Source organism: Symbioplanes lichenis, from assembly GCF_030709675.1.
GTDB lineage: Bacteria > Actinomycetota > Actinomycetes > Mycobacteriales > Micromonosporaceae > Actinoplanes > Actinoplanes lichenis.
The window spans coordinates 104,047-128,618 of the sequence record NZ_JAUZQD010000009.1; the positions used below are offsets into that span (position 1 = coordinate 104,047).

Below are 24,572 nucleotides of genomic sequence, written 5' to 3' on the forward strand. Positions count from 1 at the left end.
AGCCAGTACTGGAGTGTCCGAATGCCGTCTGAGTACGCCAAGTCGCTTGGCGCCCGCCTGCGCTCGATCCGCCAGCAGCAGGGCCTGTCCCTGCAGGGCGTTGAGGAGAAGTCCAACGGGCGGTGGAAGGCCGTCGTGGTGGGCTCGTACGAGCGTGGTGACCGCGCTGTTACGGTCTCCCGCCTGGCCGAGCTGGCCGACTTCTACCGCGTCCCGGTCTCGGAGCTGCTGCCCGACGGCAGCGGTGTCCGGCTCGAGGCCACCAACAAGATCGTGCTGGACCTGGAGAAGCTGTACGACGTGGCCGGCGAGGACCTGGCCTACGTCGCCCGCTACGCCCGGGCCATCCAGCAGCAGCGCGGCGACTACAACGGCCGCGTGCTCTCCATCCGCGCCGACGACCTGCGCGCCCTCGCGATCGTCTACGACATCTCCCCCTCGGGCCTCATCGAGCGCCTCACCGAGCAGGGTGTCCTGGTCGCCGACCCGCGCGCCTTCTTCGCCAGCTGACCGCCGGCACCCCTCGAGTTCCACCGAAGTCCGCGTCGCCCCTCGCGACGCGGACTTCCGCGTCTTCTCAGTCCCGCACCCGGGCCATCACCGCCGCCGCCTGCCCCGCGTCCATCCCCGGGCGCACGTCCCAGTAGTCGAGGATTCGCAGCATCTGCGCGGCCGGCTCGGCGGAGCCGCGGTCGATCTCGCGGGCGCGCCGGATCAGCACCTCGTCCAGCTCCTCCGCCTGCTGCCAGGTGAGGCCGGCGGCGTACAGGGTCATGGTCAGGTCGTTGCGGGAGACCACCCGCGGCCCCTGGTTGTCCAGGTCGCGGGTCATCAGCGGGATCTCGCCGTCGCCCAGGAACGAGCCGGGCAGGAACGAGCAGGCCCGGTAGAGCAGCGTCAGCTTGGGCAGCCGGTGCCGGTGCATCCGGCGCGGCCGCTCGGTCAGCAGCAGCGTGAAGAGCGACCACTGCTCGATCCGGCGGCGCAGCAGCCAGATGTCGCGCCGGATCAGCTCGCTGCGCAACTCCCGCGAGCCCCGCAGCGGCCACCGCCGGCGCAGCCCGGCCCGCGCGGTGCGGTCCCACAGCCGGGCCAGCCGCCGCGCCAGGTCCGCGTCGCGGCGGACGTCCACCTCGGGCCCGTCCCGATCCCCGGCCACGCTGCCGAGCAGGCCGGTCGAGGAATCCTTCAGGTACGACCAGAGGCCCTCCCGCCACGGCTCGTCCTGCCACGGGCGTTCCGCCGTGCGCCCGGTCGCCCACGCCCCGAGCCGGTTGTGCCGCATCCGCAGGACGAACCGCGACACCATCCCGCCGTTGTACATGCGGCGGAACCACCGTGAGCCCAGCCGTCCCAGCCGGGTCGTCGAGGCGAGCACGGCCAGCACCACGACGGCGAAGACCCCGCCCAGCGTCAGGCTCACGAGGGCCGCCGCCTTCGGCAGCCACTGTGGAGCGTCGCCGAGCAGGATCTGCCCGGGGTCCTGCGGCTTCATCGCGATGGTGGCGTCGAGCACGGTCACCACGCCGACCACGGCCAGCCCGAAGCCCATGATGGCGCTCGCCTTGGACAGGGCGTCCGACTCGCGTACGCGCCGCTCGTCGAAGGCCGCCGCGATCGTGCCGATCAGGTCCCGGTACTTCGCCTGGACGCGCAACGCCTGCGCGCTGACCCGCAGCCCGTCCTCACGCACCTCGCCCATGACGCCGTCGGTGGTCAGGGCGTCGCGCACGCCCGGGTAACGGGCCACGCCGCTGCTCAGGGGATAGGCGGTGACCTCGGCGTCGAACCCGTCCACGAGCTGCTGCACGGCCGCGTCGACCTGGGCGACGCACGCGTCGGTCTCCGTCGCGAGGTGGGCCAGGTCGGCCGTACCCTGCAGGAGGGTTTGGTGCAGCAGCTCGACCGTGCGGTGCAGCCGGCCCAGGCGGAACCAGCGCCGCACCGGCAGATGCGTCGAGAGGGCGTCCCAGAGCAGCAGGCCCCGGTCCGCGACCCGGTCGTAGACGGCTGCGTGCGTCCGCCAGATCTCCAGGTCGTTCTGGATCCGGTAGAGCCGCTGGGCCGCCTCGGCCTCGAGCCGGATGAGCAGCTGCACGACCTGCCCGAGCGAGACCTCCTGCAGGTCCGCCCGCTCCCCCTCGGCGAAGCGATCGGGGACCAGCAGATAGCAGGGCACGCTGCGGCCCGGGTCGAGCCGGATGAGCCGGCGCATGGCGAGCATCTGTCCGTTGAGGACGCTCGCCGACAGCACGCTGTCCCGGCAGTCGCCGACCCCGAGCGCCATGTCGCACAGGCTGTTCATCAGGCGGCGGTTCTCGCTGAGCAGGTAGTCCCCGGCGTCGGGCAACAGCCGGCGCGGCACCGCCACCCAGATCGTCGGCAGATAGTGGGCCCGGCGGGCGGCCCGGAACTCGGTGCGGATCAGCGGCGGCTCGTGCCGGGGATCGCTGAACCAGCGCTCGACCCCCTGGCACAGGATCGTGAAGGTGTCCCGGTAGACGTCGATCGGGAAGACCTCGGCCGCGACCTCGTCCTCCGGCGCGTCGTCGGGCCGGTGCTCGCGGTGCAACGGCCGCTGCTGCCACACCGAGACGCTCAGCACGCAGGTCGGCTGTCCGAGCAGCCAGTCGAAGCTGAAATCCAGCAGCACGTGCACGCCCAGCGCGCCCGCCCCGGCCGGGATCTCGTCCGCGTCGAAGACCGCGTCCAGCCGGCTCGAGTGCAGATAGACGCGGTGCTGCAGGCCGCCCAGCCCGCGGTTGCGCTCCGGGCGCACCCGGGCCAGGTCGGCCGCCAGCCGGTCGATCGCCTCCGCGCTGTCGTCGCCGCCGGACCAGTCGATCTCCGGGCGGGACAGCTCGCGGGCGCCGTAGCGGCCGCCGAACGTGCTGCGGGTGGTCTTCGCCGGGCGCCGGACGCGGGTGAACGCGGCGGTGCCGGGCTCCGCCCCGGCGACGAGCTGCCGGACGCGCTCGGCGTGGGCCTTGGCGGCGTCCGGGCCCGCGGGCCAGCCCCAGGCCGAGCTGGTGATCATGATGAGGTTGCGGACCTCGGGCTCCCCGCCGGCGAGGGCCGCGGAGTCGGCGGCGTGCAGGACGCCCTGCATGAAGTCGTCGTCGTTCGGGAAGTCGCCCAGCAGCTCGCTGCCCAGATCGGCCAGCGGGTCCCGGGCCGCCGGTGCGGCGGCGGGCAGCGGGAACTCGCGAGCCGGCGCGGGGGCGCCCTCCGGCGGGGGCGGCGGCTGAGCGCCGTTGCCGCCCGGGCGGGGCCGGCCGCCGGAGACCCGCAGCCAGCGCTGGTAGGCCCGGAGGCCGGCGAGCACGTCACGGATCCGATAGAGCCGCTCGCGCCGCTTCTCGTCGTCGCTCATCCCCGCCTCCGCCACCACCGGGTGTGCCCCGGGACGGGCGGGCCGTGCCGCCACTCGGTGCCGCGGTGCAGCGCCGGGGAAAGGTCACGCTAGGGCGCGGCGCCGCATGATCGCAACCACGCTGATCGATCTCGGACCGGACGGCCCCGGCGTTCCAGGAACGGCGGACGCCCCCCGGCGCCGGCCAGGGGGCGTGCGAAGACGCGGATCTCAGCGCATGTCTCAGCGCGTCGCGAACTCGGCGATGCGGCCGAGGATGCCGTTGAGGAAGCGCGGGCTGTCGTCGGTGGACATCTGCCGCGCCAGCTCGACGGCCTCGCTGATCGCGACGGCGTCGTCGATCTCGGGCAGGTAGAGCAGCTCGTAGACCGCGATGCGGGCGAGGTTGCGGTCGACCACCGGCATGCGCTCGATGGTCCAGCCCTCGGCGTAGCTCGCGATCAGCTCGTCGATCCGGTCGAGGTGCTCGGCCACGCCCTCCACCAGCCCGACCGTGTAGTCCATGTGGTCGGGCCGGGGCTGGGCGATCCGGGCCAGATAGGTGGTGAGCACCGCGCCCGGCGCGAGGTCGCGCAGGTCGGCCTCGTAGAGCACGTCGAGAGCCCGCTTGCGCGCCTTGCGGCGCGCGGGCATCTGCGTCTTGGGACCTTCAGCCATGGACCGGAACCTCAGCTGCGGCCGAGGTAGCGGCCGTCGCGGGTGTCGACCTTGATCTTCTCGCCCGTGGTGATGAAGAGCGGGACCTGGACGGTCGCGCCGGTCTCGACCGTGGCGGGCTTGGTGCCGCCGGTCGAGCGGTCACCCTGCAGGCCCGGCTCGGTGTAGGTGACCTCGAGGAAGACGCTGGTCGGCAGCTCGATGTAGAGCGGCACGCCCTCGTGCGTCGCGACGGTGGCCTCGGCCTCGGGGAGCAGGTAGTTGGCGTTCTCCGCCACCGTGCCGCCGGGCACGGTGATCTGGTCGAACGTGTCCAGGTCCATGAAGACGAAGTCCTCGCCGTCCTGGTAGAGGTATTGCATCGTCCGCTTGTCGACCGTCGCCGTGTCGACCTTGGTGCCGGCGTTGAAGGTCTTGTCCACGACCTTGCCGGAGAGGACGTTCTTCAGCGTGGTGCGCACGAACGCCCCGCCCTTGCCCGGCTTGACGTGCTGGAACTCGACGACGGCCCACAGCTCGCCGTCGAGGTTGAGCACCAGGCCGTTCTTCAGGTCGTTGGTGGAAGCCATGTCCTGCCCTGTGATTGAAGCGATACCGAATTGAGCGCTACGTGAGGTGACACGCGGAGGTGACCGACCGAGTTTACCGGCGCGACACGCCAGGCGACGAATCGGGGCGCTGACGTCCCGCGATGTGCCGCAGCGCGAGCAGGTAGCCGTCGACCCCCAGACCGGCGATGACGCCGGTCGCCACGGCGGAGACGACCGAGTGGTGCCGGAACTCCTCCCGCGCGTGGATGTTGGAGATGTGCACCTCGACCAGGGGCGCCCGCAGCAGCGCGCAGGCGTCGCGCACGGCGATCGAGTAGTGCGACCACGCCGCCGGGTTGAGCACCACGGCGGCCTCCTCGTCGGCGGCGGCGTGCAGCCACGCGAGCATCTCGTGCTCGGCGTCGGTCTGCCGCACCTCCACGTCGAGGCCCAGCTCGGCGCCGGTCGCCTCGCAGAGCCGCACCAGATCGGCGTAGGAGGTCAGGCCGTAGACGTCGACCTGCCGCGAGCCGAGGCGGCCGAGGTTGGGCCCGTTGAGCACGTAGACCTTCACGCCGCCACCGCCGCGTAGGCCCGGGTCAGGAGGGAGATGTCGGCGACCGGGAGCACGTTGGGCGCGCCCAGGCCGTCGAGGACGACGAACCGCAGCGTGTCGGCGCGGGCCTTCTTGTCGATCCGCATGGCCGGCAGCAGCTCCTCCCAGGCGTCGGCGGCATAGGAGACCGGCAGGCCGAGCCGCGACAGGACGGCCTTGTGGCGGGCGGCGGTCGCGTCGTCGAGACGCCCGGCCAGCCGCCCCAGCTCGGCCGCATAGACCAGGCCGACCGCCACGGCGTGCCCGTGCCGCCACCGGTAGCGCTCGCGCTTCTCGATCGCGTGCCCCAGCGTGTGCCCGTAGTTGAGGATCTCGCGCAGCCCCGACTCGTGCAGGTCCTCGCCGACCACCCGCGCCTTGACCCGGATCGCCCGCTCGACCAGCTCGCGCAGCACCGGGCTCGCCGGGTCGGCGGCGGCCGCGGGATCGCCCTCGACGAGGTCGAGGATGACCGGGTCGGCGATGAAGCCGCACTTGACGACCTCCGCCAGCCCGGCGACCAGGTCGGCGCGGGGCAGCGTGGCCAGCGCGTCGAGGTCGCAGAGCACGCCGGCGGGCGGGTGGAAGGCCCCGACCAGGTTCTTGCCGGCGGCGATGTTCACCCCGGTCTTGCCGCCCACGGCCGCGTCGACCATGCCGAGCAGCGACGACGAGACGGGCACCCAGCGCACCCCGCGCAGCCAGCTCGCGGCGACATAACCCGCGAGGTCGGTCACCGCTCCCCCGCCCACGCCGACCACAGCATCCGTACGGGTGAAGCCCGCCGCCCCCAGCTCGTCCCAGCACCGCGCCGCGACCTCGACCGTCTTGCCGGCTTCCGCGTCGGGCACCTCGATCGGGAGCGGGCGCAGCCCGGCCTCCGCCAGCACCCCCGCCACGGCCTCGGCCCGCTCCTTGAGGGGGGCGGCATGGAGCACCGCGACCCGCGCGGCCCCCGCCACCAGCCCGGGCAAGGACCCGAGCAGATCGCGACCCACGAGCACGTCATAGGGCCGGTCCCCGGCCACCGGGATGCGTGTCACCACGGGCCTGATCCTAGTCCTGCGGAAATGGGGTTATAGACAGCTAACCCCAGACGGGTTACACCTGACGCATGCCCAAAATCAACGTGTACCTGCCCGACGACCTGGCCGACGCCGTCCGCGACGCCCAGGTGCCGGTGTCGGCCATCTGCCAGCGCGCGCTGGAGCAGGCCGTGCGCCGCATCACCACGATCCGCCGCACGGTCCTCGACGAGCTCGACCCCGCCGCCCTGGCCGGGCAGCTGCCACACTTCACCGCCCGCGCCGTGACGGTCCTGAGCCTCGCGGTCAACCGGGCCCGCGCGGCCGGCGCCGAGACTGTCACCACCGGTCACCTGCTGGGCGGCATGCTCGCCGAGGGCGCCAACCTGGGCCTGCAGATCCTGCACACCCTCGACATCGATCCGGTGGCCCTCGACGAGCCGGACGCGGCGGAGCCCGGCCCCGGCGGCGGCGGTCTGCGGTTCAGCACGGCGGCGGCCAACGCGGTGGAGCTGGCCGTCACCGAGGCGACCGGGCTCGGCCACAACTACGTCGGGTGCGAGCACCTGCTGATCGGGTTGAGCGCCGAGCCCGACGGCGGGGCGGGACGCTTGCTGCGCGATCGCGGAGCCGACGGCCGCGCGACCCGCCGGGCGGTGGCCGCCGTGCTGACCGGGTACGCCCGGGGCCGCGACGCCACGGCCACCGCCGACGTGCCTCAGGTGCTGGCGGCCGTACGCGCGGAGTTGTCGCCTTTGATCCGGCGCATCGAGGCCCTGGAGCAGCGCGTCAGCTGAGCAGGCCGGCGATCTCGGTGGCCAGGTCGGCGGGCTCGCGGGCGTCGGTCTTGACCGTGTGCGTGGCGACCGACTCGTACAGGGGGCGGCGCTCGTCCATGAGGAACTTGAGCGTCGCCCGCGGGTTGACCGACAGCAACGGCCGGCCCGCGCCGAGGCCGACCCGCTTGACGGCGTCCGGCAGCTCCACGGACAGGAAGATCACCTTGTGCGGGCGCAGCAGGTCTCGCGTACCCGGATCGAGAATGGCGCCCCCGCCCAGCGCGAGCACGCCGCCGAAGGTCTCCAGCGCGCCGGCGACCGTGGTCTTCTCCAGCGCGCGGAAGGCGACCTCGCCCTCGTCGATGAAGATGTCGGGGATCGGCTTGCCGGCCGCCGCCTCGATCAGGTGATCGGTGTCGGCGAAGTCCACGCCCAGCAGTGCGGCCACCGCCTGACCGACCGTGGTCTTGCCGGCGCCGGGCGGGCCCACCACCACCGCGACGGGCGCCATCAGCGGATCAGCAGACTGTCGAGGTAACCGGCCAGGTTGCGCTGGATCTCCGCGACCGAGTCGCCGCCGAACTTCTCCGTGGCCGCCTCGGCCAGCACCAGCGCGACCATCGCCTCGGCGACCACGCCGCCGGCGGCCACGGCCGTGATGTCCGAGCGCTGGTTGATCGCGGTGGTCGCCTCGCCCGTCACGACGTCCACGGTCTGCAACGCCCGGTTGAGCGACGAGATGGGCTTGAGTGCGGCGCGTACCCGCAGATTCTGACCGTTCGTGATGCCGCCCTCGAGGCCACCGGCACGGTCCGTGATGCGCTTGACGCCCTCGGGGGTCGGCACGATCTCGTCATGGGCGACCGAGCCGCGCGACCGGGCCTGCGTGAAGCCGTCGCCGATCTCGACGCCCTTGACCGACTGGATGGACATCAGCGCGGTGGCCAGGCGGGCGTCCAGCTTGCGGTCCCACTGCACATGAGACCCCAGGCCCGGGGGTACGTGCCACGCGAGCACCTCGACGATGCCGCCGAGCGTGTCGGCGTCCTTCTTCGCGGCGTCGACCTCCGCCACCATGCGCGCGCTGGCCTCCGGGTCGAGACAGCGCAACGGGTCGGCGTCGATGCGCTCGGCGTCCTCGGGCGTGGGGATCAGCCCCGCCTTCGCCGCCACGGAACCCAGCTCGATGACGTGCGACACGACGTCGATGCCGAGCGCCTGCTTGATGAGCGCCTTGGCGACCACCCCGACGGCCACGCGCGCCGCGGTCTCCCGGGCACTCGCGCGCTCGAGGATCGGGCGGGCGTCGGTGTGCCCGTACTTCTGCATGCCGGCCAGGTCGGCGTGCCCCGGCCGGGGCCGGGTGAGCGGCGCGTTGCGGGCCTGCGCGGCCAGCTCGTCGGGGTCGACCGGGTCGGCGGCCATCACCGTGCGCCACTTCGGCCACTCCGAGTTGCCGATGCGGATCGCGACGGGGCTGCCCAGCGTGACGCCGTGCCGGATGCCGCCGATGATCTCGATCTCGTCCTGCTCGAACTTCATCCGGGCGCCGCGGCCGTAGCCGAGACGGCGGCGCGCGAGATCGCGGCCGATGTCCTCGCTCGTCACCCGCACACCGGCGGGCACGCCCTCCAGCAGGGCGACGAGCGCCGGTCCGTGAGATTCCCCTGCGGTAAGCCAGCGCAACACGAGGCAAAGTGTGTCACGGTCTCGTCACCGCCCGCCGGGCGGCCGGGGCCGTCCCGATCAGCGGACGCCTGCCGCCGCTTCCCCGCGCCGGTTTTCACGCGGCCACTTTCCGCGCTGCCGCCTTTCGCGCCGCTTCCCCGCGCCGCTTTCCCGCGCCGCCGCTTTCCGCCTCAGCGGACGCTGGCCGCCGCGGCCAGGGCCTCGCGCATCGCCCGCTCGGGTGCGGGAACCACGCCGGTGAACTGCTCGAACTGCCCGAGCGCCTGGGCCAGGAGCAGATCAAGACCGGACACCACGGGTACGCCCTGAGCGGCGGCCGCGGCGGCGAGCGGCGTCGGCCACGGATCGTAGATCGCGTCGAACAGCACCGTGCTCGGCTTCCACGCGATCCGCGGCGCCAGCGTGTCCGCCGCACCCTTGGGCACCGTGGAGATCACCGCGTCGGCCGTGCAGTGCTCCGCCGCGTCCGGCCACTTCGCGCCGGTCAGGGCCACCCCGAACGCCGCGGCCACGGGAGCGAGCTCCGCCCGAGCCTCGGGGCGGCGGGTGACGAGAGTGACCTGGGCGGCGCCCAGCTGCGCGGCGGCGGCCACGGCGGCGCGCGCTGTGCCGCCCCCGCCCAGCACGGTGACATGCGGGCGGTCGGGCAGGCCGGCGTCACGCAGGACCCGGACCATGCCCGGGACGTCGGTGTTGTCGGCGAACCAGGTGCCGTCGTCCCGGCGTACCAGAGTGTTGGCCGCACCCGTCGCGACCGCGACCGCCGACGCCTCCTGGGCCAGCGCCAGGCCCGCTTCCTTGAGCGGCATGGTCAGCGAGAGGCCGGCCCATTCCGGGCCGAGCCCCGCGACCAGCGCGGGCAGCTCCGACTCGGCGCACTCGAAGGCCGTGTAGGACCAGTCGAGCAGGCCGGCCGCCGCGAATCCGGCGGCGTGGACGACGGGCGACAGCGAATGCCCGATCGGCTTGCCGCACACGGCGGCCCGATGCTTGACGGTCACGACGACAGCGTAGTGGTCAGCACAGGGGGACGCCGTTGGCGCAGGCCTTCTGGATGTTCGCGTCGTGCTGGGCGTTGGTGACCGCGAAGGCCGACACCTTGGTCTTCGGGTCGACCAGCACGAAGAACAGCCAGTCGCCCGGCGTCGGGTTGACCGCCGCCTCCAGCGCCTGCTGGCCCGGGTTGTTGATCGGGCCGAGCGGCAGGCCGACCTTGAGCTCCGTGGTGTACGGGTTCTTCGGGTCCTCGAGCTCCGCCGTGGTCATCTTGCCCGAGTGCTTGGCGCCCTTGCTGTTCAGCGTGAGCCAGTAGTTCGTGGTCACGTCGAACTGCAACGGCATCTTCTTCACGTACGCCCGGTTGATCGCGACCCGGGCGATCTTGGCCATGTCCCCGGGGACGCCCGCCTCGGCCTGCGCCAGCGACGCGATGATCAGTGCCTCGTACGGCGAGATCGACATCTTCTGCTCGGCGGTGTCCACGACGCCCAGCTCGGTCGTCGTCTCGACGAACTTGCTCACCATCGTGGACAGGATCTCCGTGGCGGTGGCCTTCGGCGGGAACTCGTACGTGTCCGGGAAGAGGAAACCCTCGGCCGTGCCGGACACCTTCTTGCCGTCGCGCCGGGTGAACCACGCGTCGGGGACGCCGAGCGCCTTGGGGTCCTTCGCCGCCGTCTGGAAGTCCTTGACCGGAATGCCGGTCTTCTTGGACAGGGCGTCGTAGACCTGCAGCGTCGTCCAGCCCTCGTTGATCGTGACGCCGTTGACCACCCGGGCCTTGGGGTCGAGCAGCAGGGCGACGGCGCTGTCGGCCGACATCTGCTTCTTCAGGTTGTACGTGCCCGGCTGGATGTTCTTGCCCCGCGGGTTCGCCTCCGCGGCGTCGATGAAGGCCGCCGTGCTCTTCACCACGTCCGCCTCGACCAGGGTGTTGCCGATCTCGGTGATCGACCCCTCCTTGACCACGACCTGGACGGCGTCGGCGCCCGACCCGTCGTAGTCCGCGGCGGTGAAGAAGCCACGGACCTTCTCGTAGCCCAGGTAGCCGCCGACACCCAGCACGCCGAGCAGCACGAAGGCCAGCAGGAAGGCGATCGCCGTCCGGCCGCCGCCCCGGCGCCGGTGCCGGGGCTTCGTCTTGTCGGCCTGATCGTCGTCGAACGCCAGATCCAGCTCGTCGATCATCTCGTCTGCCTCCGCCTGGTCCGTCTGACGCGGGCTTCAGCCGAACAGAGTACGTTCCGCCGGCGCCGATCGGCACCCCTTCGCGGCCGTGGAAACGTTCCCACGGCCGCCGCGGGAGTCAGAGGATGCCGGCCGCCTTGGCCTTCTCGATGTTCCGGTTGTGCTCCGCGAGCGTCGCGGCGAAGGCCGAGTGGCCCTGCTTGTCGATCGCCACGAAGTAGATCCAGTCGCCCTTCGGCGGCTCGAGCGCGCCCTCGAGCGCCGCCTTGCCCGGGTTGTTGATCGGGGTCGGCGTGAGCCCCTCCTTGCCGTGCAGGCGGTAGGGGTTCTTCTCGCTGCGCAGCTCGGCGGTCGTCATGTCCTTCGACGGCTTCGTCTTCTTGCCGGTGAGCTGGTAGTAGTAGTTGATGCCGACGTCGTACTCGAGGCACTTGCAGGCGAGCTCGGGCGACCCGACGTAAAGGCGGTTGTAGGCGGCGCGGGCCACCTTGCCCAGATCGTCCTTGTTGCCGGCCTCGGCCTGGGCCAGGGAGGCGACGGTCAGCACCTCGTACGGGCTGATCTTGCGGTCTTGCTCGGCCTTCTGCACGAAGCCGATCTCGTCCGTGACCTGCAGGAAGTGCTGGATCATGATGCCGAGATACTCCTCGGCGGTGCCCTTGGGCGGGAACTCGTAGGTCTCGGGGAAGAGGAAGCCCTCGATCGACTTCGTGACCTTCTGCCCGTCCGTGCGGTTGAACCAGAAGTCCGGCACCCCGAGCCCGACCGGGTCCTTGGCCGCCTTCTTGAAGTCGGCGACGGGCACGCCCGTCTTCTTGGACAGCTCGGCGAACACCTGGTTCGCGTACATGCCCTCCCGGATCGTCACGCCGTTGACCACGCGCGACTTGCCGTTGAGCAGCATCGCGACGGCGCTCTCGGCCGACATCTGCTTCTTCAGCTTGTAGGTGCCGGGCTGGATCGAGCTGCCCTTGGGGTTGGCCTCCGCGGCGTCGATGAAGGCGGCTGTGGACTTCACCACATCGACCTCGACCAGGGTGTTGCCGATCTCGGTGATCGACCCCTCCTTGATCGCGACCGTGACGTCGCCGGTGCCGGGGCCGTCGTAGTCGGCCGCGGTGAAGAAGCCGCGCACCTTCTCGTAGCCCAGATAGCCACCGAGCCCGAGCACGCCGAGCAGCGCGAAGACCATGACGAACGCGATCGCCGTCTTGCCCGCGCCGCTGCGTTTTCTCCGGTGCCGCGATTTGGTCTTGTCGACGCCCTGGTCGTCGAACGCCTGGTCCAGCTCGTCGATCATCCTGTCCGCCTCCGCTGTGCGTCCAGCCAGCTCTGCAGGATCTCGACCGCGGCCGCCTGGTCGACGACCGCCCGCTGCCGCTTCCCGCGCACGCCCCGCTCGGCGAGCCTGCGGGACGCGACCACGGTCGACATCCTCTCGTCCGTCAGCACGACGGGGACGGGCCCGACCGCCCGTGCCAGCCGATCAGCGTACGCACGAATGTCGATCGCGGCATCCCCCTCGCGCCCGTTGAGGCGCACCGGGAGACCCACGACGATCTGCACCGCCTCGTGCTCCCCCACGAGACGAACGAGCTCGGCTATGTCGCCGGGGACGGCGTCGGGCGCCGCCCCCATGTCACGGGGCACCGTGACCAGGGGGGTGGCCAGGATCCCGTCAGGGTCACTCATTGCGACCCCGACGCGCACCTTACCGACATCGACGCCCAGTCGCCTACCCCGCGTGGGCGCGCTCATCGGACCACCCCTCCTCCTCTCAGGCGGCCTCCCCGACCGCCTTCTCCACCGCGGCCAGCAGCACCGGCACCTGGTCAGCGGGCACGCCGCCGCCCTGCGCGAGGTCGGCGTTGCCGCCACCCCGGCCGGACAGCGCGCCCTTGACCAGGTCGTTCGCCGCCAGCCCGCGACTCTTCGCGGCCGCGTTGACCGCCACGATCAGTGACGCCTTGCCGTTGGCCCGGGCCGCCACCGCGACGACCGCCGGCCGCGCGGAGTCGATCTTGCCCCGGATCTCCTGGGCCAGGGTACGCACATCGTTGGTGGCCGCCCCCTCGGGCGCCTCCGTCCCGACGAACGCCACGCCCCGCAGATCCTTGGCCTGCCCCGCGAGCGCCGACGCGCCGCCCAGCACCAGCTGCGCGCGCATCTTCTCGAGCTCCTTCTCCGCGTCGCGCAGCGCCGTGACGGTCTGCTCGACCCGGTCCGCGACCTGGTCGCCGGGCACCCGGAACAGCTCCGACAGCCGGCTGACCAGCAGGTGCTCCTTGGCCAGGAAGCCGAACGCGTCGATGCCCACGAGCGCCTCGACCCGGCGGACGCCGGAGCCGACCGACTGCTCGTTGAGGATCTTCACCAGGCCCAGCTGGCCGGAGCGGGCGACGTGCGTGCCACCACAAAGTTCACGCGCGTAGTCACCGACCTCAACCACGCGGACCTCGTCGCCGTACTTCTCCCCGAACAGGGCCATCGCGCCGAGCCGGCGCGCTTCCTCCTGGGAGGTGATGAACGCGTGCACTTCGAGGTCCCGCAGCAGCACCTCGTTGACCTGCTGCTCGACGTCCTGCAGCACGCTCGGCGGCACCGCGCCGGGGGTGTTGAAGTCGAAGCGCAGCCGGCCCGGCGCGTTCAGCGAGCCCGCCTGGGTCGCCGACTCGCCGAGGAACGCCCGCATCGTCTGGTGCACCAGGTGCGTCGCCGTGTGCGAGCGGGAGATCGCCTTGCGCCGGGTGACGTCGATCTCCGCGAAGCCCGCCTCGCCCGCGCGCACCTCGCCCCGGACGACCCGCGCCTTGTGCACGATCAGGCCGGGGATCGGCTGCTGCACGTCGACGACCTCGACCTGCCCGCCGCCGACGTTGATCAGGCCGGTGTCCGCCTGCTGGCCACCGCCCTCGGCGTAGAACGGCGTGGTGTCGAGCACCAGCTCGACATAGTCACCCTCGCTCGCCGCGTCGACACCCGCGCCGCCGCTGCCGATCAGGCCCCGGACCCGCGACTCGCGCGAGACCTCCTGATAGCCGGTGAACTCCACCGGGCCGCCCTGGTCGAGCAGATTGCGGTACGCGCTGAGGTCCGCGTGACCCGTCTTGCGCGCCTTCGCGTCCGCCTTCGCCCGGGCCCGCTGGTCGGCCATCAGCCGGCGGAAGCCCTCCTGGTCGACGTCGAGCCCCTGCTCCTGGGCGATCTCCAGGGTCAGGTCGATCGGGAAGCCGTACGTGTCGTGCAGCTGGAACGCCTTGTCGCCGCTCAGCTTGGCCGCGCCGGACTTCTTGGTGTCCGCGAGCGCGGTGTCCAGGATCGTGGTGCCCTGGCGCAGCGTCGTGAGGAAGGTCTCCTCCTCCGCGTACGCGTAGGTCGAGATGCGGCCGAACTCCTCCGCCAGCTCCGGGTAGGACGGCGCCATGCAGTCCCGCGCCACCGGCAGCAGCTCGGGGAAGGTGGCGCCCTCCCAGCCGAGCAGCCGCATGGCCCGGATCGCCCGGCGCATGATGCGGCGCAGCACGTAGCCGCGGCCGTCGTTGCTCGGGGTCACCCCGTCGCCGATCAGCATCAGCGCGGTCCGCACGTGGTCGGCCACCACCCGCAGGCGTACGTCGTCGGGGTGCGACTCGCCCGCGACGTGCCCCGAGTGCGCGCCGTAGGTCTTGCCGCTGAGCTGCGCCGCACGGTCGAGGATCGGCTTGACCTCGTCGATCTCGTACAGGTTGTCGACGCCCTGCAGGATCGACGCGATGCGCTCGAGGCCCATGCCGGTGTCGATGTTCTGCTTCGGCAGCGGACCCACGACCGTGAAGTCGGTCTTGCTCTTCACGTCGGTGATCTCGTTCTGCATGAAGACGAGGTTCCAGTACTCCATGTACCGGTCCTCGTCGACCTCGGGGCCGCCGTCCTTGCCGTACTCCGGGCCGCGGTCGTAGAACAGCTCCGAGCACGGCCCCGCGGGGCCCGGGATGCCCATCGACCAGTAGTTGTCCGCCTTGCCCCGGCGCACGATCCGCTCCGCCGGCACGCCGATCGCGCGCCACAGCTCGAACGCCTCGTCGTCGTCGAAGTAGACCGTCGGCCAGATGCGCTCCGGGTCCAGCCCGAAGCCGCCGTCGGCGACCGGGTTCGTCGACAGCGTCCACGCCAGCCGGATCGCCTCGGCCTTGAAATAGTCACCGAACGAGAAATTGCCGTTCATCTGGAAGAACGTGCCGTGCCGGCTGGTCTTGCCGACCTCGTCGATGTCCGGCGTGCGGATGCACTTCTGCACACTCACCGCGCGCTGGTAGGGCGGCGTGCGCTGCCCCAGGAAGAACGGGACGAACTGCACCATGCCCGCGTTGATGAACAGCAGGTTGGGGTCGTCGATAGCGGGCAGCGGGGCACTCGGCACGACCGTGTGCCCGTTGGCCTCGAAATGCGCCAGATAGCGCCGCTTGATCTCCGCCGTCTTCATCAGTGACCCTCCTGGGCGTGCCGCCCCTGTGACCCCGGCTGCGGGTCCTCCCGCAGCTCGGCGAACTTGTCCTCGTAGAGCTCGCCCGCGGCGAAGGCCTCGTGGATCTCCTGCTCCCGCTCGGCCATCCCCTCGCGGACGTCGTCCACGAAGCTACGCAGCGACTCCACGAGCCCGCCAGCGGATTCCGACAGCGACGTGGCGATGCCGGTCGGGGTGAACTCGTTCGCCTTCTGCGTCAGCTTGCGCACGACGATGGCGCCGACGGCCAGGCCGACGCCCAGCCAGAGCAACCGCTTCATGGTGTCTCTTCTTCCTGCGTCAGAATCAGCGGGTGCGGGCCGCGCGGCGGTTCTTCTTCAGCGTGGCGCGGACCTCGCGCTCGTCCTCGGCGTGCCGGCGGGCGGCCGCCGCCTTGCGCAGCCCGTAGCCGAACGAAGCCACCTTGACCAGCGGGTTCGCGGCGGCGGCGGACACCACGGTGGCCAGGTTGGCCACGTTGGCCGTCACGTTCTGCGCGTGCTCGGTCATCGTGTCGATCTTCGCCAGCTGGATGTTCACACCGTCCAAAGAGACCTGCACCTGACCCAGCGTCGCGTTCACGTTGTGCACCGTCTCGGTCACGCCGCCGAGCAGCGGGCCGGTCCGGTCGTTGAGGTCGTTGATCGCGTTCGTCGCGGCATCGACCGTGCGCCCGAGCTTCACGATCGGCACGATCAACGCCCCGACCAGGATCAGGAACGCGCCCGCCGCGATCAGGCCAGCGATTTCTCCGCCACTCATTACACGCGTCTCCTTACGACCGGGTCATCACGACAACGTGCAGACCCTACCGTCCGTGACCGCGCTCCGCGTCACGACGGCGGCGGTGTCGGAGCCGGCCCGTCTCCGACCGCGGCCGGCGACCGCCCTTCCGGCTCCGGCCGGCGGCCGCTCCCTGACCTCGGCCCGGCCTGCTTCCTGAGCCCGGCGTCGCTGCTCGGCCGCGGCCGGGCTCACTTTCGGGCGGGCTCACTCCTCGGATGGGCTCACTCCTTGGACGGGCCCACTCTTTGCGGGCTCACTCCTTGGACGGGCCCACTCTTTGCGGGCTCATTCCTTGGGCTCAGGACGGCGTCGGCGTCGGATCCAGGAGCGAATCGTCGGCCGGCACCGGATCCGGCGTCTCCCCGATCAGCGACGGGTCCACGGCCGGCTGCGGCTTGCCCCGCGAGTCCGTGACGGCGTTCTGCACCTTGATACTGACCGTCGACCCGACACACGTCTTCGGATCCGCGGTCGGTACCACCCCATCGGGTCCCACCGAAGGCAGCACCGACGGATCCTGGGCCGCCCGGGCGTCCACGGCACACTCGGGCTCCCGCACCCACAGGTCCAGAGTGAACTCGTCCCGCGTCCAGCAGGTGTACTTCCCGTCGGTCGAGGGCTGATCGGTGCACTCACCGCTGCGGGGAGCCCAACCGGCCTGCTTGAGCGCCGCGGCGTACGCCTGATCGGTCTGGTCGAAGGGTTTCTGCGACTGCACCACCCGCTCGCGGAACCTGCAGTCCAGGAAGCACCACCGGCTGCCGCTGCTCCGGTCCTCCACGTCCTTGTCGGCCCACCCGGGCACGCTGAGCGCGTCCAGCGAGTTGAACACCGGGTCCCGCGTCAGCGACTGCAACCCGAAGATCAACGGCAACAGCCCGAGTACGACAACACTGAGCGAGACGAGCGTGAGCACCCGCAGACGGCGCTTGGCCCGCATCCTCCGGCGCAACTCCCCCCGCGCGCCCTTGAGCCCGCCGGCCGGCTCCTCCCGCTCGGACGTCTCGCCGGCGTCCGCCTCGGAGCCGCCGAAGCGAGCTCCCACCGCCGTGGGGATGCGGCCGCTGACCTCGCCGGATTCCCGTCCCGGGATGGCGGCACTGCCTCGCCCGGGGGCATCGGCGGCGTCACCGCCCGGGAAGTCCGCAGCGCCCCGGCCGGGGACCACTGCCGCGCCGCCCTTGGCCACAGGGGCTGCGGCCTTGGCCACGGCTGCTGCTCCGGCTGCTGCCTTTCCGGCTGCCGCTGCTCCGGCTGCCGCTGCTCCGGATGCTCCGGCTCCGGCTGCGGCTCTCCCGGCTGCCGCTGATCCGGCAATCGCTGATCCTGCTACCGGGACTGCGGCGGCCGCTGCCGTGCCTGACACCGGTCCGGCGGGGGCCGGCGGGGATGCCTTGCCGGCCGCCGGAGTGGCTTTCCCGGCTGCCGGGTTCGCTCTACCGGCTGCCGGAGTGGCTTTACCGGCCGCGGGAATGGCTTTCCCCGCCGCCGGGGTCGCTGTTCCGGCCGCAGGGCTCGCGGCGCCGGTCGCCGGGCTCACTGCCCCGGTCGCCGGGCTCACTGCGCCGGCCGCTGGAGTCGCCTTGCCGGCCACCGGTGTCGCTTTTCCGGCCGCTGCTGCGCCGGGGACCGGGGCGGCTCTCCCGGCGGCGGCTGTCCCGAGCGCGGGGGACGCTGTTCCGGCCGCGCCCGGGCCGGGGGCCGGAGTCGCTTGACCAAGGCGTGCTCCGGGCGCGGGAGTTGCTTTCCCGGCCGCGGGGGCTGCCGCTTTGGCCACCGCGCCGGTCCGGCCGTCACCTGCGCCGCGGGCGGCCTGAATGGCGGCCGCGGCCCGTCCGGCCTGCATCCCGGCTGTACGGCTCTGCGCAACCGCACCCGTACGGTTGATGCCGCCGGTGTGCTGCTCCTGGTCGTTCGGATCGTTCTGCCGCGGGCCGTCCTGCTGACCCTGCCGGGGGTCGCCGGGCTGACCAGGACGAGAGCCGGGCTGCTGACCCTGGCGGGAGTCGGCGGGCTGACCGGTGCGAGAGCCGGGCTGCTGGCCTTGGCGGGAGTCGGCGGGCTGGCCGGGGCGGGGCACGCGACCGCTGCCCCGGGCTGTTCCGGGCACCGACGCGCGGCCGCCGGCCTGGGGAGCATCGCCGATCTTGGGCAGCTGACCGGTGGACCCGAGCACCCCGGACGAGGTCCCGGCCATGGCCCCGGCCCGCCCGGGAAGCGCCGGCGTCCGCACTCCCTCACGGCCCGGCACGACCGGGGGCACCACAGCGGCGGAAGCGCGCGCGGGACCAGCCGGAGCCGGCGGACCGGACCTGGGCGTGGGACCACCGGACCTGGGCGCAGAACCATCCGACCTGGGCGCGGAACCGTCGGACTCACGACCGTCGCCGGCCTCGGGACGCCCATGACGCCCCCCGCCGTCACGACCTCCCGCGTCACGACCTCCCGCATCACGCGCCCGGAAGCCGCCGGTGCGCTCGCCGTCCACGCGAGGGAAGCCGCCGGTGTGCTGACCCTCACCACGCGCGAAGCCACCAGTGTGCTCGGCATCATCGCGCCGGAAGCCGCCCGTGTGCTGACCCTCACCACGCGCAAAGCCACCAGTGTGCTGACCTTCGCCACGCGCGAAGCCGCCGGTGTGCTCGGCATCACCGCGCCGGAAGCCGCCCGTGTAATCGGCGTCGTCCGGGCTGTGGTGGCGGGCCGCGCGGCCCGTGGGTGACACGGGACGGCTGCTCGGCGACACCGGGCGGCCGGGCATCGGACCCTGCTCGGGCGCGCCGTGGCGTCCGCCCGTGCGCTCACCACGCGGGGGCTGGGCACCCGGGCGCTCGCCGCGGAAGGGCTGGTCATCGGCGCGACCGGGCACGCCGCCGTGGCGGACGCCGGGGACTTCGGGGGCGTTGCCGGAGGCGGGTACGCCCGAGGCCGGCCCGACCGTCGGGTAGGAGCCCGACCGGTAGCCCGCCGCCGGGTACGACCCGGACGGAGGGTCCAGCGTCGGATAGGCACCCGAGGGGTTGCCGAACGCCGGGAACGAACCCGAGGTCTCCGGGTCGGCGCGGCCGGCGTCGGCGCGGCCGGCGTCGGGGCGGCCGGCGTCGGGGCGGGCACCGTAGGTTCCCGGGGACACCTGGCGGCGGCCCTGTCCGGGACCGCCGGCGGCTCCGCGCGGCAACGGGCCCGAGGCGTCGCGCTGCCCCGGCCCGGACGTCGGGCGCGGAATCGGACCGGACACGTCACGCTGACCGGGACCGGAGGTCGGGCGCGGAATCGGACCGGACACGTCACGCTGACCGGGGCCGGACGTCGGGCGCGGAATCGGACCTGAGGTCTCGCGGGGGTCGGCGGGCTGCATGCGACCGGTCGGCGGCAGCGCCTGCCCCGGGGTGGATCGCGCGCCCGACACCTGACCCGGCGCGGAACGGGCGCCCGACACTTGGCCCGGCGCGGGACGGGCGGCAGGGGCCTGACCAGGACTGGGACGGGCGGCTGAGGCCTGACCAGGAGCGGGACGGGCGGCGGAGGTCTGGCCCGGCGCGGGGCGGCCGGGAGGGACGGCTCGGCCGGGGGCGGGCGGCATCGCCTGGCCCGGGGCCGGACGTCCGGCGGCGGGCGTCCCGGGGGCCGGGCGCGGGCTGGGAGTGGGGCGCGGCGGCACGGCCTGACCCGGCGGCGGACCGGACACCGGGCGCGCGGAGGGGGCCTGGCCCGGCGGCGGACCGGCGGCAGGCCGTGGCGCGGCTCCGGCGGCGCGCGGCGCGGCTCCAGCAGGGTGCGGCGCGGCTCCAGCGGCAGGGCGCGGCGAGGCTCCGGCGGGGGGCGGCGCGGCTCCAGCGGCGGGGCGCGGAGGGACTGCGGCGGCGGGGCGCTGGGGGGCGGGCTGGCCCGGCTGGGCCGGAGCAGCGGGCGGGGCCGAGGTGGGGAGGGGCGGGAAGGGGTCGTCGTCGCCGGGGTGGTCGTCGGGGCCGGGGGCGGTGCGGCCGCTCTTGCTGAGGCGGGCCTCGCCGGGGGCGGCGCCCGGGCCGATGGCGCCGGCTTGCTGCTTGGCGGTGCGGAGGTCGTCCAGCCAGCCGGTCTCCTCGCGGGGGAGCTCCTGGGGCTCGACCGGCTCCGGGCGCGCGCGGCCGAACAGACGGCGGCCGCGGCCGGTCTGGTCCGGGCGCTGCTCGTCGTGGTCGTCGGGCCTGTCGGCACCGCGCCTGCTCACGGCTGGTCCTCCCCGGCGGCTGCGCCGCTGTCGTCGCCCGGCGCCGCCTCGTCGGAGGTGGCGCCCTTCGTCGTGCTCCGGCCCGGCCCGCCGGAGCTGCCAGCCGACGAAGCTACTCCTTCCACCCCGCCGGCGTCTCGCGAGGAGCCCGGACCCGCGGAAGCGGAGCCCCCGGAAGCCGAACCCGCGGAAGCCGAACCTCCGGAGGCCGAACCCCCGGAAGCCGAACCCCCGGCCCCACGCGAAGACGAACCCGCGGGAGCGGAACCCCCACGGACAATCTTGCGCAAGCGAGGCAAGCGCTCCGCGAGAGCACGCTCCGCCCCGTGCTCGGTCGGACGGTAGTACTCCGCGCCGGTCAGATCATCCGGCACGTACTGCTGCCTCACAACTCCCCTGGGGTCGTCGTGGGGATAGCGGTAGCCGCGCCCGTGGCCGAGGCCCTTGCTGCCCTGGTAGTGCGCGTCGCGCAGGTGGGGCGGGACCGGGCCGCCGCGGCCGGCGCGGACGTCGGCCATCGCGGCGGACAGGGCGGTGGTGGCGGAGTTGGACTTGGGTGCCGTGGCCAGGTGGATCACGGCCTGGGCGAGGTTGAGGCCGGCCTCGGGGAGTCCGACGTTCTGGACGGCCTGCGCGGCGGCCGAGGCCACGAGCAGCGCCTGCGGGTCGGCCATTCCGACGTCCTCGCTGGCGAAGATGACGATGCGGCGCGCGATGAAGCGAGGGTCCTCACCGGCGACGAGCATGCGAGCCAGATAGTGCATGGCGGCGTCGGGGTCGGAGCCGCGCATGCTCTTGATGAAGGCGCTGACGATGTCGTAGTGGGCGTCGCCGTCGCGGTCGTAGCGGACCGCGGCCACGTCGACGGCCTTCTCGGCGGTGGAGAGATCGATCTCGGTCACGCCCTGGGCCTGCGCCGACCCCGCCGCCGCCTCGAGCGCCGTGAGCGCCTTGCGGACATCGCCGGCTGCCAGGCGTACGAGATGGTCCTCGGCCTCGGCTGTGAGGGTGACCGCGCCGCCCAGGCCGCGCTCGTCGATGAGCGCGCGGCGCAGCAGGCCGCGGACGTCCTGCTCGTCGAGGGCGTGCAGGGTGAGCAGCACGCAGCGGGAGAGCAGGGGCGAGATGACCGAGAAGTACGGGTTCTCGGTGGTCGCCGCGAGCAGCGTCACCGTGCGGTCCTCGACGGCGGCGAGCAGCGAATCCTGCTGGGTCTTGCTGAAGCGGTGCACCTCGTCGATGAAGAGGACGGTCGGCGGGCCCCCGCGGCGCCGCTCGTTGCGGGCCGTGTCGATGACGGCGCGCACGTCCTTGACGCCGGCGGTCAGCGCGGACATCGCCACGAACGTGCGGTCGGTGGCCCCGGCGACGAGGTGCGCGATCGTGGTCTTGCCGGTGCCGGGCGGGCCCCACAGGATGACCGACATCGGGCTGCTGCCGGTGACCAGCTGCCGCAGCGGCGCGCCGGGGGCGAGCAGGTGCTGCTGGCCGACCAGCTCGTCGAGGCCGGCGGGGCGCATCCGGACGGGCAGCGGCGAGTCGACGGAATAGCGCGGGACCTCGGAGCCGGCGGACGGCGCGGGGGCCGGCGGCTCGGAGAGACCCAGCGTGAAAAGTCCGTCGGTTTCCATCGTCAGAAACAGTACCGGCCCGCCCTCCGGTGCCGGAAATGCACCGAAAGAGCGGGCCGGGGGACGATCGTCAGCCGCGACCCGGGCGCCGGCCGTAGAAGCGGCGGCCGCTGCCGCCGCCCGAGCCGGCCCGCGGGCCGCTGCCCACGCCGGCCAGGTAGAGCGACAGCAGCAGCAGTCCGAGCGACGCGAACGTCGGGAAGTTGAAGAGATCGCTGGTCTTCACGTCGAACAGGTCGAGCAGCAGGTAGATGCCGAAAACGACTGCCGCGGCGATCGCGAGCATGATGGCCTCCATCAGGGGGGTGAGAGCACTGCGGTGCTGATACCCCCCTGAGGCTCGGCGGCAAACCGAGGACGCCTCGCGACCAGGTAGAGAGGAGCCGCCAGGGCCAGGACGACCGCTCCGACGGCCAGCGCGGCCACGAGCGAGGCCCCGGAGGCGATCGCCGTGAGCACGATCATGCCCACCGAGCCGGCCGGCATGGCCACCATGGAGTTCAGCGAGAGCAGGCTCGCCCGGTAGGGTCCCTCGACCTGCCGGTGCAACAGTCCCATGTGTACGGGCGACGAGGCCCCGTGCACGGCGTAGCAGACCAGGAACGACGCGATGACCCCGACCGGCCCGGCGAAGAGAGCCATGCCCGCCACCGTGACGCCCTGGACGACACGCAACGTGAAGCCGGTCCACGGGGCCCCGATGCGGCGTACGAGGAAGGGAATGAGCGCCGCCCCGGCCGCCGAGGCGAGCCACGCGACCGACCCGACCGGTCCCATGAGGGCGGACGCGCGGTCGGCATCGCCCAGCACGTCGGCCAGCCGGACCGGGGTCAGGCTCTCGAAGGCGACCATCCCGAAGCCCCAGAACAGCTCGACCGCGATCAGCGCGACGATCACGCGGGAACGGCGGAGCAGGCCGAGCGCGCCGGCCACGGCCGCGGGCACACCGCGTACGGAAGCAAGCAGCGCGACCACCCCGCGGGCCGGGCGGTCCTCGGTGAGCAGCACCACGACGGCGGCCAGGGCCACGAGCTGGCACAGCAGCGCGACGTAGACCGGCAAGGTCAGGCCGAGCGGGCCCCACGCGACGAGACCACCGGTGAGCAGCGCGCCCGCGCCGATGGCCACGCCGACCACCGTGCCGCTGTGCGCGAGGCCCGTCTCGAAGTCGGCCTCGGGGTCGGCGGCGAGGGCATGATCGACGTACCAGGCGTCGAGCGGCCCGCTGTCCAGCGCCCGATAGACGCCCTGCAGCACGAAGTAGAGGGTGAACATCGCCACGGTGTCGGCGAAGGTGAGCAGACTCAGCGCCGCGAGGTCTACCACGCCGGCGATGATCAGCACCGGACGGCGGCCGATGGCGTCGGAGAGTCCGCCGGTCGGCAGCTCCAGGAGGAGGACGATCAAGCCCTGCAACGCCGCCGCCGAACCCCACTGGGCCAGCGTGAGGCCGCGGTCGAGGGGCAGCAGCACGCCGACCGGGATCATCAGGCCGACGGGCAGCCAGCGCAGCCCGGTCAGGATCAGGAAGCGCCGGAGAGCCTGCCGGGCGGTCATGACCCGTCCGCCTGACGCGGGAAGCCGTACACGTAGTAGTTGACCTTGCGAGCGTCCGCCGGGGGCGGCAGGGCGCGATAGCGTTCGATCACCGCGTCGACCTCCTCCGTGAGCGCCTCGAGCTGCTCGGCGCTGAGCTCGAGCCAGTAGTCGGAGAAGTTCGCGGCGGCCCGCCACTCCTTCGAGTCGTTGCCCTGGTTGCGGTGCCACGCCTCGGCCTGCTCGGTGAAGCGGCGCAGCCAGAAATTCTGCATCCACTCGGCCGCGGCCCGCGCGTCCGGGTCGCCGGCGAAGTCGTCGCTCTGCCAGCTGCTGGACTCGTGCGCGGCGCGCCACCACCGCTCCCGGCCGCGCCCGGGCGTGGCGTCCTCCGCCACCAGGCCCACGTCGGCGAGCTGCCGCAGGTGGTAGCTGGTCGCGCCGGTGTTCGTGCCGAGCTGACCCGCGAGCTTGGTCGCCGTGGCCGGGCCGCCGAGCCGCAGCGCCCCGAGCAGCCGGGCGCGCAGCGGGTGGGCCAGCACCCGGATCTGCTTTCCGGAGAGATGCACTTCCATGGCTATGCACAATACTTGTGCACAGATATTGTGCAACCATGATTGCCCGAGCCGCTGTCCCCGCCGATGCCGCCGAACTGATGCGCCTCCGGGCCGTCCTGCTGTCCTCGATGGGCGACGACGTCACCGACGGCCCGTGGCAGGCCGCCGGCGCTTCGCATCTGCGCGCCAAGCTGGGCGGGGACACGTTGGCCGCCTTCGTCGTGGACGCGCCCGGCGGCCCGGGGCTCGCGGCCTCCGTCGTGGGCGCGGTCGACGAGCGGCTGCCCGGCCCGCGCAACCCGTCGGGCCTGGTCGGGTATGTCTACAGCGTCGCCACGCACCCGGAACACCGCCGCCGCGGCTACTCGCGCGCCTGCATGGAGGGCTTGCTCCAGTGGTACGCGGCCCGGGGCGTGACGAAGATCGACCTGCGCGCGTCGCCCGAGGGCCTGGGGCTCTACGAGTCGCTCGGCTTCCGTCGCACATCCGACCCCGCGATGAGGCTTGACCTCACGTCGAGGTGAGGTTGGACAG

Annotated in this window: 23 protein-coding genes; 4 read left to right on the forward strand and 19 right to left on the reverse strand. The window is 72.8% G+C overall.

What is annotated here, in order from left to right:
- Positions 1 to 21: 21 nt before the first annotated feature.
- Entirely contained in the window at positions 22 to 510 is a 489-nt protein-coding gene (gene bldD / locus RAN62_RS22385) for a transcriptional regulator BldD (RefSeq protein ID WP_305786675.1), read from the forward strand.
- A 67-nt stretch (positions 511 to 577) separates the two neighbouring features.
- On the opposite strand, the gene RAN62_RS22390 is transcribed toward bldD, so the two are convergent.
- From RAN62_RS22390 to aroB, 5 genes are all read right to left on the reverse strand, one after another.
- Positions 578 to 3,373 carry a hypothetical protein gene (locus tag RAN62_RS22390; protein WP_305786676.1) on the reverse strand — a complete coding sequence of 932 codons (2,796 nt, stop codon included), beginning with the start codon at positions 3,371 to 3,373 and terminating at the stop codon, positions 578 to 580.
- A gap of 222 nt (positions 3,374 to 3,595) precedes the next feature.
- A complete protein-coding gene (gene nusB / locus RAN62_RS22395; RefSeq protein WP_305786936.1) occupies positions 3,596 to 4,006 on the reverse strand; it encodes a transcription antitermination factor NusB in 411 nt (136 codons plus the stop codon).
- Positions 4,007 to 4,041: 35 nt separating this feature from the next.
- The gene (gene efp / locus RAN62_RS22400; RefSeq protein ID WP_305786677.1) at positions 4,042 to 4,599 is read right to left on the reverse strand and encodes an elongation factor P; all 558 of its coding nucleotides are present in this window, start codon (positions 4,597 to 4,599) and stop codon (positions 4,042 to 4,044) included.
- Positions 4,600 to 4,672: 73 nt separating this feature from the next.
- The gene (gene aroQ, locus RAN62_RS22405; RefSeq protein WP_305786678.1) at positions 4,673 to 5,134 is read right to left on the reverse strand and encodes a type II 3-dehydroquinate dehydratase; all 462 of its coding nucleotides are present in this window, start codon (positions 5,132 to 5,134) and stop codon (positions 4,673 to 4,675) included.
- A complete protein-coding gene (gene aroB, locus RAN62_RS22410; RefSeq protein WP_438874535.1) occupies positions 5,131 to 6,201 on the reverse strand; it encodes a 3-dehydroquinate synthase in 1,071 nt (356 codons plus the stop codon). Before aroB ends, aroQ begins: the two co-directional genes overlap by 4 nt.
- 68 nt (positions 6,202 to 6,269) lie before the next feature.
- On the opposite strand from aroB, the gene RAN62_RS22415 reads away from it, so the two are divergent.
- Positions 6,270 to 6,977 carry a Clp protease N-terminal domain-containing protein gene (locus RAN62_RS22415; protein WP_305786679.1) on the forward strand — a complete coding sequence of 236 codons (708 nt, stop codon included), beginning with the start codon at positions 6,270 to 6,272 and terminating at the stop codon, positions 6,975 to 6,977.
- On the opposite strand, the gene RAN62_RS22420 is transcribed toward RAN62_RS22415, so the two are convergent.
- From RAN62_RS22420 to RAN62_RS22465, 10 genes are all read right to left on the reverse strand, one after another.
- On the reverse strand, positions 6,970 to 7,470 hold the full coding sequence (locus tag RAN62_RS22420) for a shikimate kinase (protein ID WP_305786680.1): 501 nt from the start codon (positions 7,468 to 7,470) through the stop codon (positions 6,970 to 6,972). The two genes, RAN62_RS22415 and RAN62_RS22420, sit on opposite strands and share 8 nt — an antisense overlap.
- Entirely contained in the window at positions 7,470 to 8,648 is a 1,179-nt protein-coding gene (gene aroC, locus RAN62_RS22425) for a chorismate synthase (protein WP_305786681.1), read from the reverse strand. Before aroC ends, RAN62_RS22420 begins: the two co-directional genes overlap by 1 nt.
- 170 nt (positions 8,649 to 8,818) lie before the next feature.
- Positions 8,819 to 9,649 (reverse strand): shikimate dehydrogenase, encoded by an 831-nt coding sequence (locus RAN62_RS22430; RefSeq protein WP_305786682.1) that lies wholly within the window; start codon positions 9,647 to 9,649, stop codon positions 8,819 to 8,821.
- Positions 9,650 to 9,665: 16 nt separating this feature from the next.
- Positions 9,666 to 10,835, reverse strand: a complete 1,170-nt coding sequence (mltG, locus tag RAN62_RS22435) for an endolytic transglycosylase MltG (RefSeq protein WP_305786683.1) — start codon at positions 10,833 to 10,835, stop codon at positions 9,666 to 9,668.
- Between the two features lie 118 nt (positions 10,836 to 10,953).
- Positions 10,954 to 12,135, reverse strand: a complete 1,182-nt coding sequence (mltG, locus tag RAN62_RS22440) for an endolytic transglycosylase MltG (RefSeq protein ID WP_305786684.1) — start codon at positions 12,133 to 12,135, stop codon at positions 10,954 to 10,956.
- On the reverse strand, positions 12,132 to 12,593 hold the full coding sequence (gene ruvX / locus RAN62_RS22445; RefSeq protein WP_305786685.1) for a Holliday junction resolvase RuvX: 462 nt from the start codon (positions 12,591 to 12,593) through the stop codon (positions 12,132 to 12,134). The genes mltG (RAN62_RS22440) and ruvX overlap by 4 nt, the downstream gene beginning before the upstream one ends.
- 19 nt (positions 12,594 to 12,612) lie before the next feature.
- Positions 12,613 to 15,297, reverse strand: coding sequence for an alanine--tRNA ligase (alaS, locus tag RAN62_RS22450; protein WP_305786686.1), 2,685 nt, complete (start codon positions 15,295 to 15,297; stop codon positions 12,613 to 12,615).
- A complete protein-coding gene (locus RAN62_RS22455; RefSeq protein ID WP_305786687.1) occupies positions 15,297 to 15,599 on the reverse strand; it encodes a hypothetical protein in 303 nt (100 codons plus the stop codon). Before RAN62_RS22455 ends, alaS begins: the two co-directional genes overlap by 1 nt.
- 25 nt (positions 15,600 to 15,624) lie before the next feature.
- Positions 15,625 to 16,080, reverse strand: a complete 456-nt coding sequence (locus RAN62_RS22460) for a DUF948 domain-containing protein (protein ID WP_305786688.1) — start codon at positions 16,078 to 16,080, stop codon at positions 15,625 to 15,627.
- Between the two features lie 322 nt (positions 16,081 to 16,402).
- The gene (locus RAN62_RS22465; RefSeq protein ID WP_305786689.1) at positions 16,403 to 17,314 is read right to left on the reverse strand and encodes a hypothetical protein; all 912 of its coding nucleotides are present in this window, start codon (positions 17,312 to 17,314) and stop codon (positions 16,403 to 16,405) included.
- Positions 17,315 to 18,508: 1,194 nt separating this feature from the next.
- Between RAN62_RS22465 and RAN62_RS22470 the strand changes: the two genes are divergently transcribed.
- Complete coding sequence (locus tag RAN62_RS22470) at positions 18,509 to 18,826, forward strand: hypothetical protein (protein ID WP_305786690.1); 318 nt, start codon at positions 18,509 to 18,511, stop codon at positions 18,824 to 18,826.
- A gap of 1,484 nt (positions 18,827 to 20,310) precedes the next feature.
- On the opposite strand, the gene RAN62_RS22475 is transcribed toward RAN62_RS22470, so the two are convergent.
- The 4 genes from RAN62_RS22475 to RAN62_RS22490 form a co-directional block, all read right to left on the reverse strand.
- Positions 20,311 to 21,945 (reverse strand): replication-associated recombination protein A, encoded by a 1,635-nt coding sequence (locus tag RAN62_RS22475; protein WP_305786691.1) that lies wholly within the window; start codon positions 21,943 to 21,945, stop codon positions 20,311 to 20,313.
- Between the two features lie 70 nt (positions 21,946 to 22,015).
- Positions 22,016 to 22,231 (reverse strand): hypothetical protein, encoded by a 216-nt coding sequence (locus RAN62_RS22480; RefSeq protein WP_305786692.1) that lies wholly within the window; start codon positions 22,229 to 22,231, stop codon positions 22,016 to 22,018.
- 11 nt (positions 22,232 to 22,242) lie between these two features.
- A complete protein-coding gene (locus tag RAN62_RS22485) occupies positions 22,243 to 23,502 on the reverse strand; it encodes an MFS transporter (protein WP_305786693.1) in 1,260 nt (419 codons plus the stop codon).
- Positions 23,499 to 24,056 carry a winged helix-turn-helix domain-containing protein gene (locus RAN62_RS22490; protein ID WP_305786694.1) on the reverse strand — a complete coding sequence of 186 codons (558 nt, stop codon included), beginning with the start codon at positions 24,054 to 24,056 and terminating at the stop codon, positions 23,499 to 23,501. The genes RAN62_RS22485 and RAN62_RS22490 overlap by 4 nt, the downstream gene beginning before the upstream one ends.
- A 38-nt stretch (positions 24,057 to 24,094) precedes the next feature.
- Between RAN62_RS22490 and RAN62_RS22495 the strand changes: the two genes are divergently transcribed.
- Complete coding sequence (locus RAN62_RS22495) at positions 24,095 to 24,562, forward strand: GNAT family N-acetyltransferase (protein ID WP_305786695.1); 468 nt, start codon at positions 24,095 to 24,097, stop codon at positions 24,560 to 24,562.
- Positions 24,563 to 24,572 lie beyond the last annotated feature (10 nt).

Bases quoted from the DNA above. Each gene is read 5' to 3' on its own strand.
- RAN62_RS22480 (WP_305786692.1), bottom strand. From the start codon at position 22,231: ATGCTCGCGATCGCCGCGGCAGTCGTTTTCGGCATCTACCTGCTGCTC.
- mltG (WP_305786683.1), bottom strand. From the start codon at position 10,835: ATGATCGACGAGCTGGATCTGGCGTTCGACGACGATCAGGCCGACAAG.
- RAN62_RS22415 (WP_305786679.1), top strand. From the start codon at position 6,270: ATGCCCAAAATCAACGTGTACCTGCCCGACGACCTGGCCGACGCCGTC.
- RAN62_RS22495 (WP_305786695.1), top strand. From the start codon at position 24,095: ATGATTGCCCGAGCCGCTGTCCCCGCCGATGCCGCCGAACTGATGCGC.
- alaS (WP_305786686.1), bottom strand. From the start codon at position 15,297: ATGAAGACGGCGGAGATCAAGCGGCGCTATCTGGCGCATTTCGAGGCC.
- RAN62_RS22490 (WP_305786694.1), bottom strand. From the start codon at position 24,056: ATGGAAGTGCATCTCTCCGGAAAGCAGATCCGGGTGCTGGCCCACCCG.
- RAN62_RS22485 (WP_305786693.1), bottom strand. From the start codon at position 23,502: ATGACCGCCCGGCAGGCTCTCCGGCGCTTCCTGATCCTGACCGGGCTG.
- ruvX (WP_305786685.1), bottom strand. From the start codon at position 12,593: ATGAGCGCGCCCACGCGGGGTAGGCGACTGGGCGTCGATGTCGGTAAG.
- efp (WP_305786677.1), bottom strand. From the start codon at position 4,599: ATGGCTTCCACCAACGACCTGAAGAACGGCCTGGTGCTCAACCTCGAC.
- bldD (WP_305786675.1), top strand. From the start codon at position 22: ATGCCGTCTGAGTACGCCAAGTCGCTTGGCGCCCGCCTGCGCTCGATC.
- RAN62_RS22390 (WP_305786676.1), bottom strand. From the start codon at position 3,373: ATGAGCGACGACGAGAAGCGGCGCGAGCGGCTCTATCGGATCCGTGAC.
- RAN62_RS22455 (WP_305786687.1), bottom strand. From the start codon at position 15,599: ATGAAGCGGTTGCTCTGGCTGGGCGTCGGCCTGGCCGTCGGCGCCATC.
- RAN62_RS22475 (WP_305786691.1), bottom strand. From the start codon at position 21,945: ATGGAAACCGACGGACTTTTCACGCTGGGTCTCTCCGAGCCGCCGGCC.
- RAN62_RS22420 (WP_305786680.1), bottom strand. From the start codon at position 7,470: ATGGCGCCCGTCGCGGTGGTGGTGGGCCCGCCCGGCGCCGGCAAGACC.
- nusB (WP_305786936.1), bottom strand. From the start codon at position 4,006: ATGCCCGCGCGCCGCAAGGCGCGCAAGCGGGCTCTCGACGTGCTCTAC.
- mltG (WP_305786684.1), bottom strand. From the start codon at position 12,135: ATGATCGACGAGCTGGACCAGGCGTTCGACGACCAGGGCGTCGACAAG.
- RAN62_RS22460 (WP_305786688.1), bottom strand. From the start codon at position 16,080: ATGAGTGGCGGAGAAATCGCTGGCCTGATCGCGGCGGGCGCGTTCCTG.
- RAN62_RS22470 (WP_305786690.1), top strand. From the start codon at position 18,509: ATGACGCCCCCCGCCGTCACGACCTCCCGCGTCACGACCTCCCGCATC.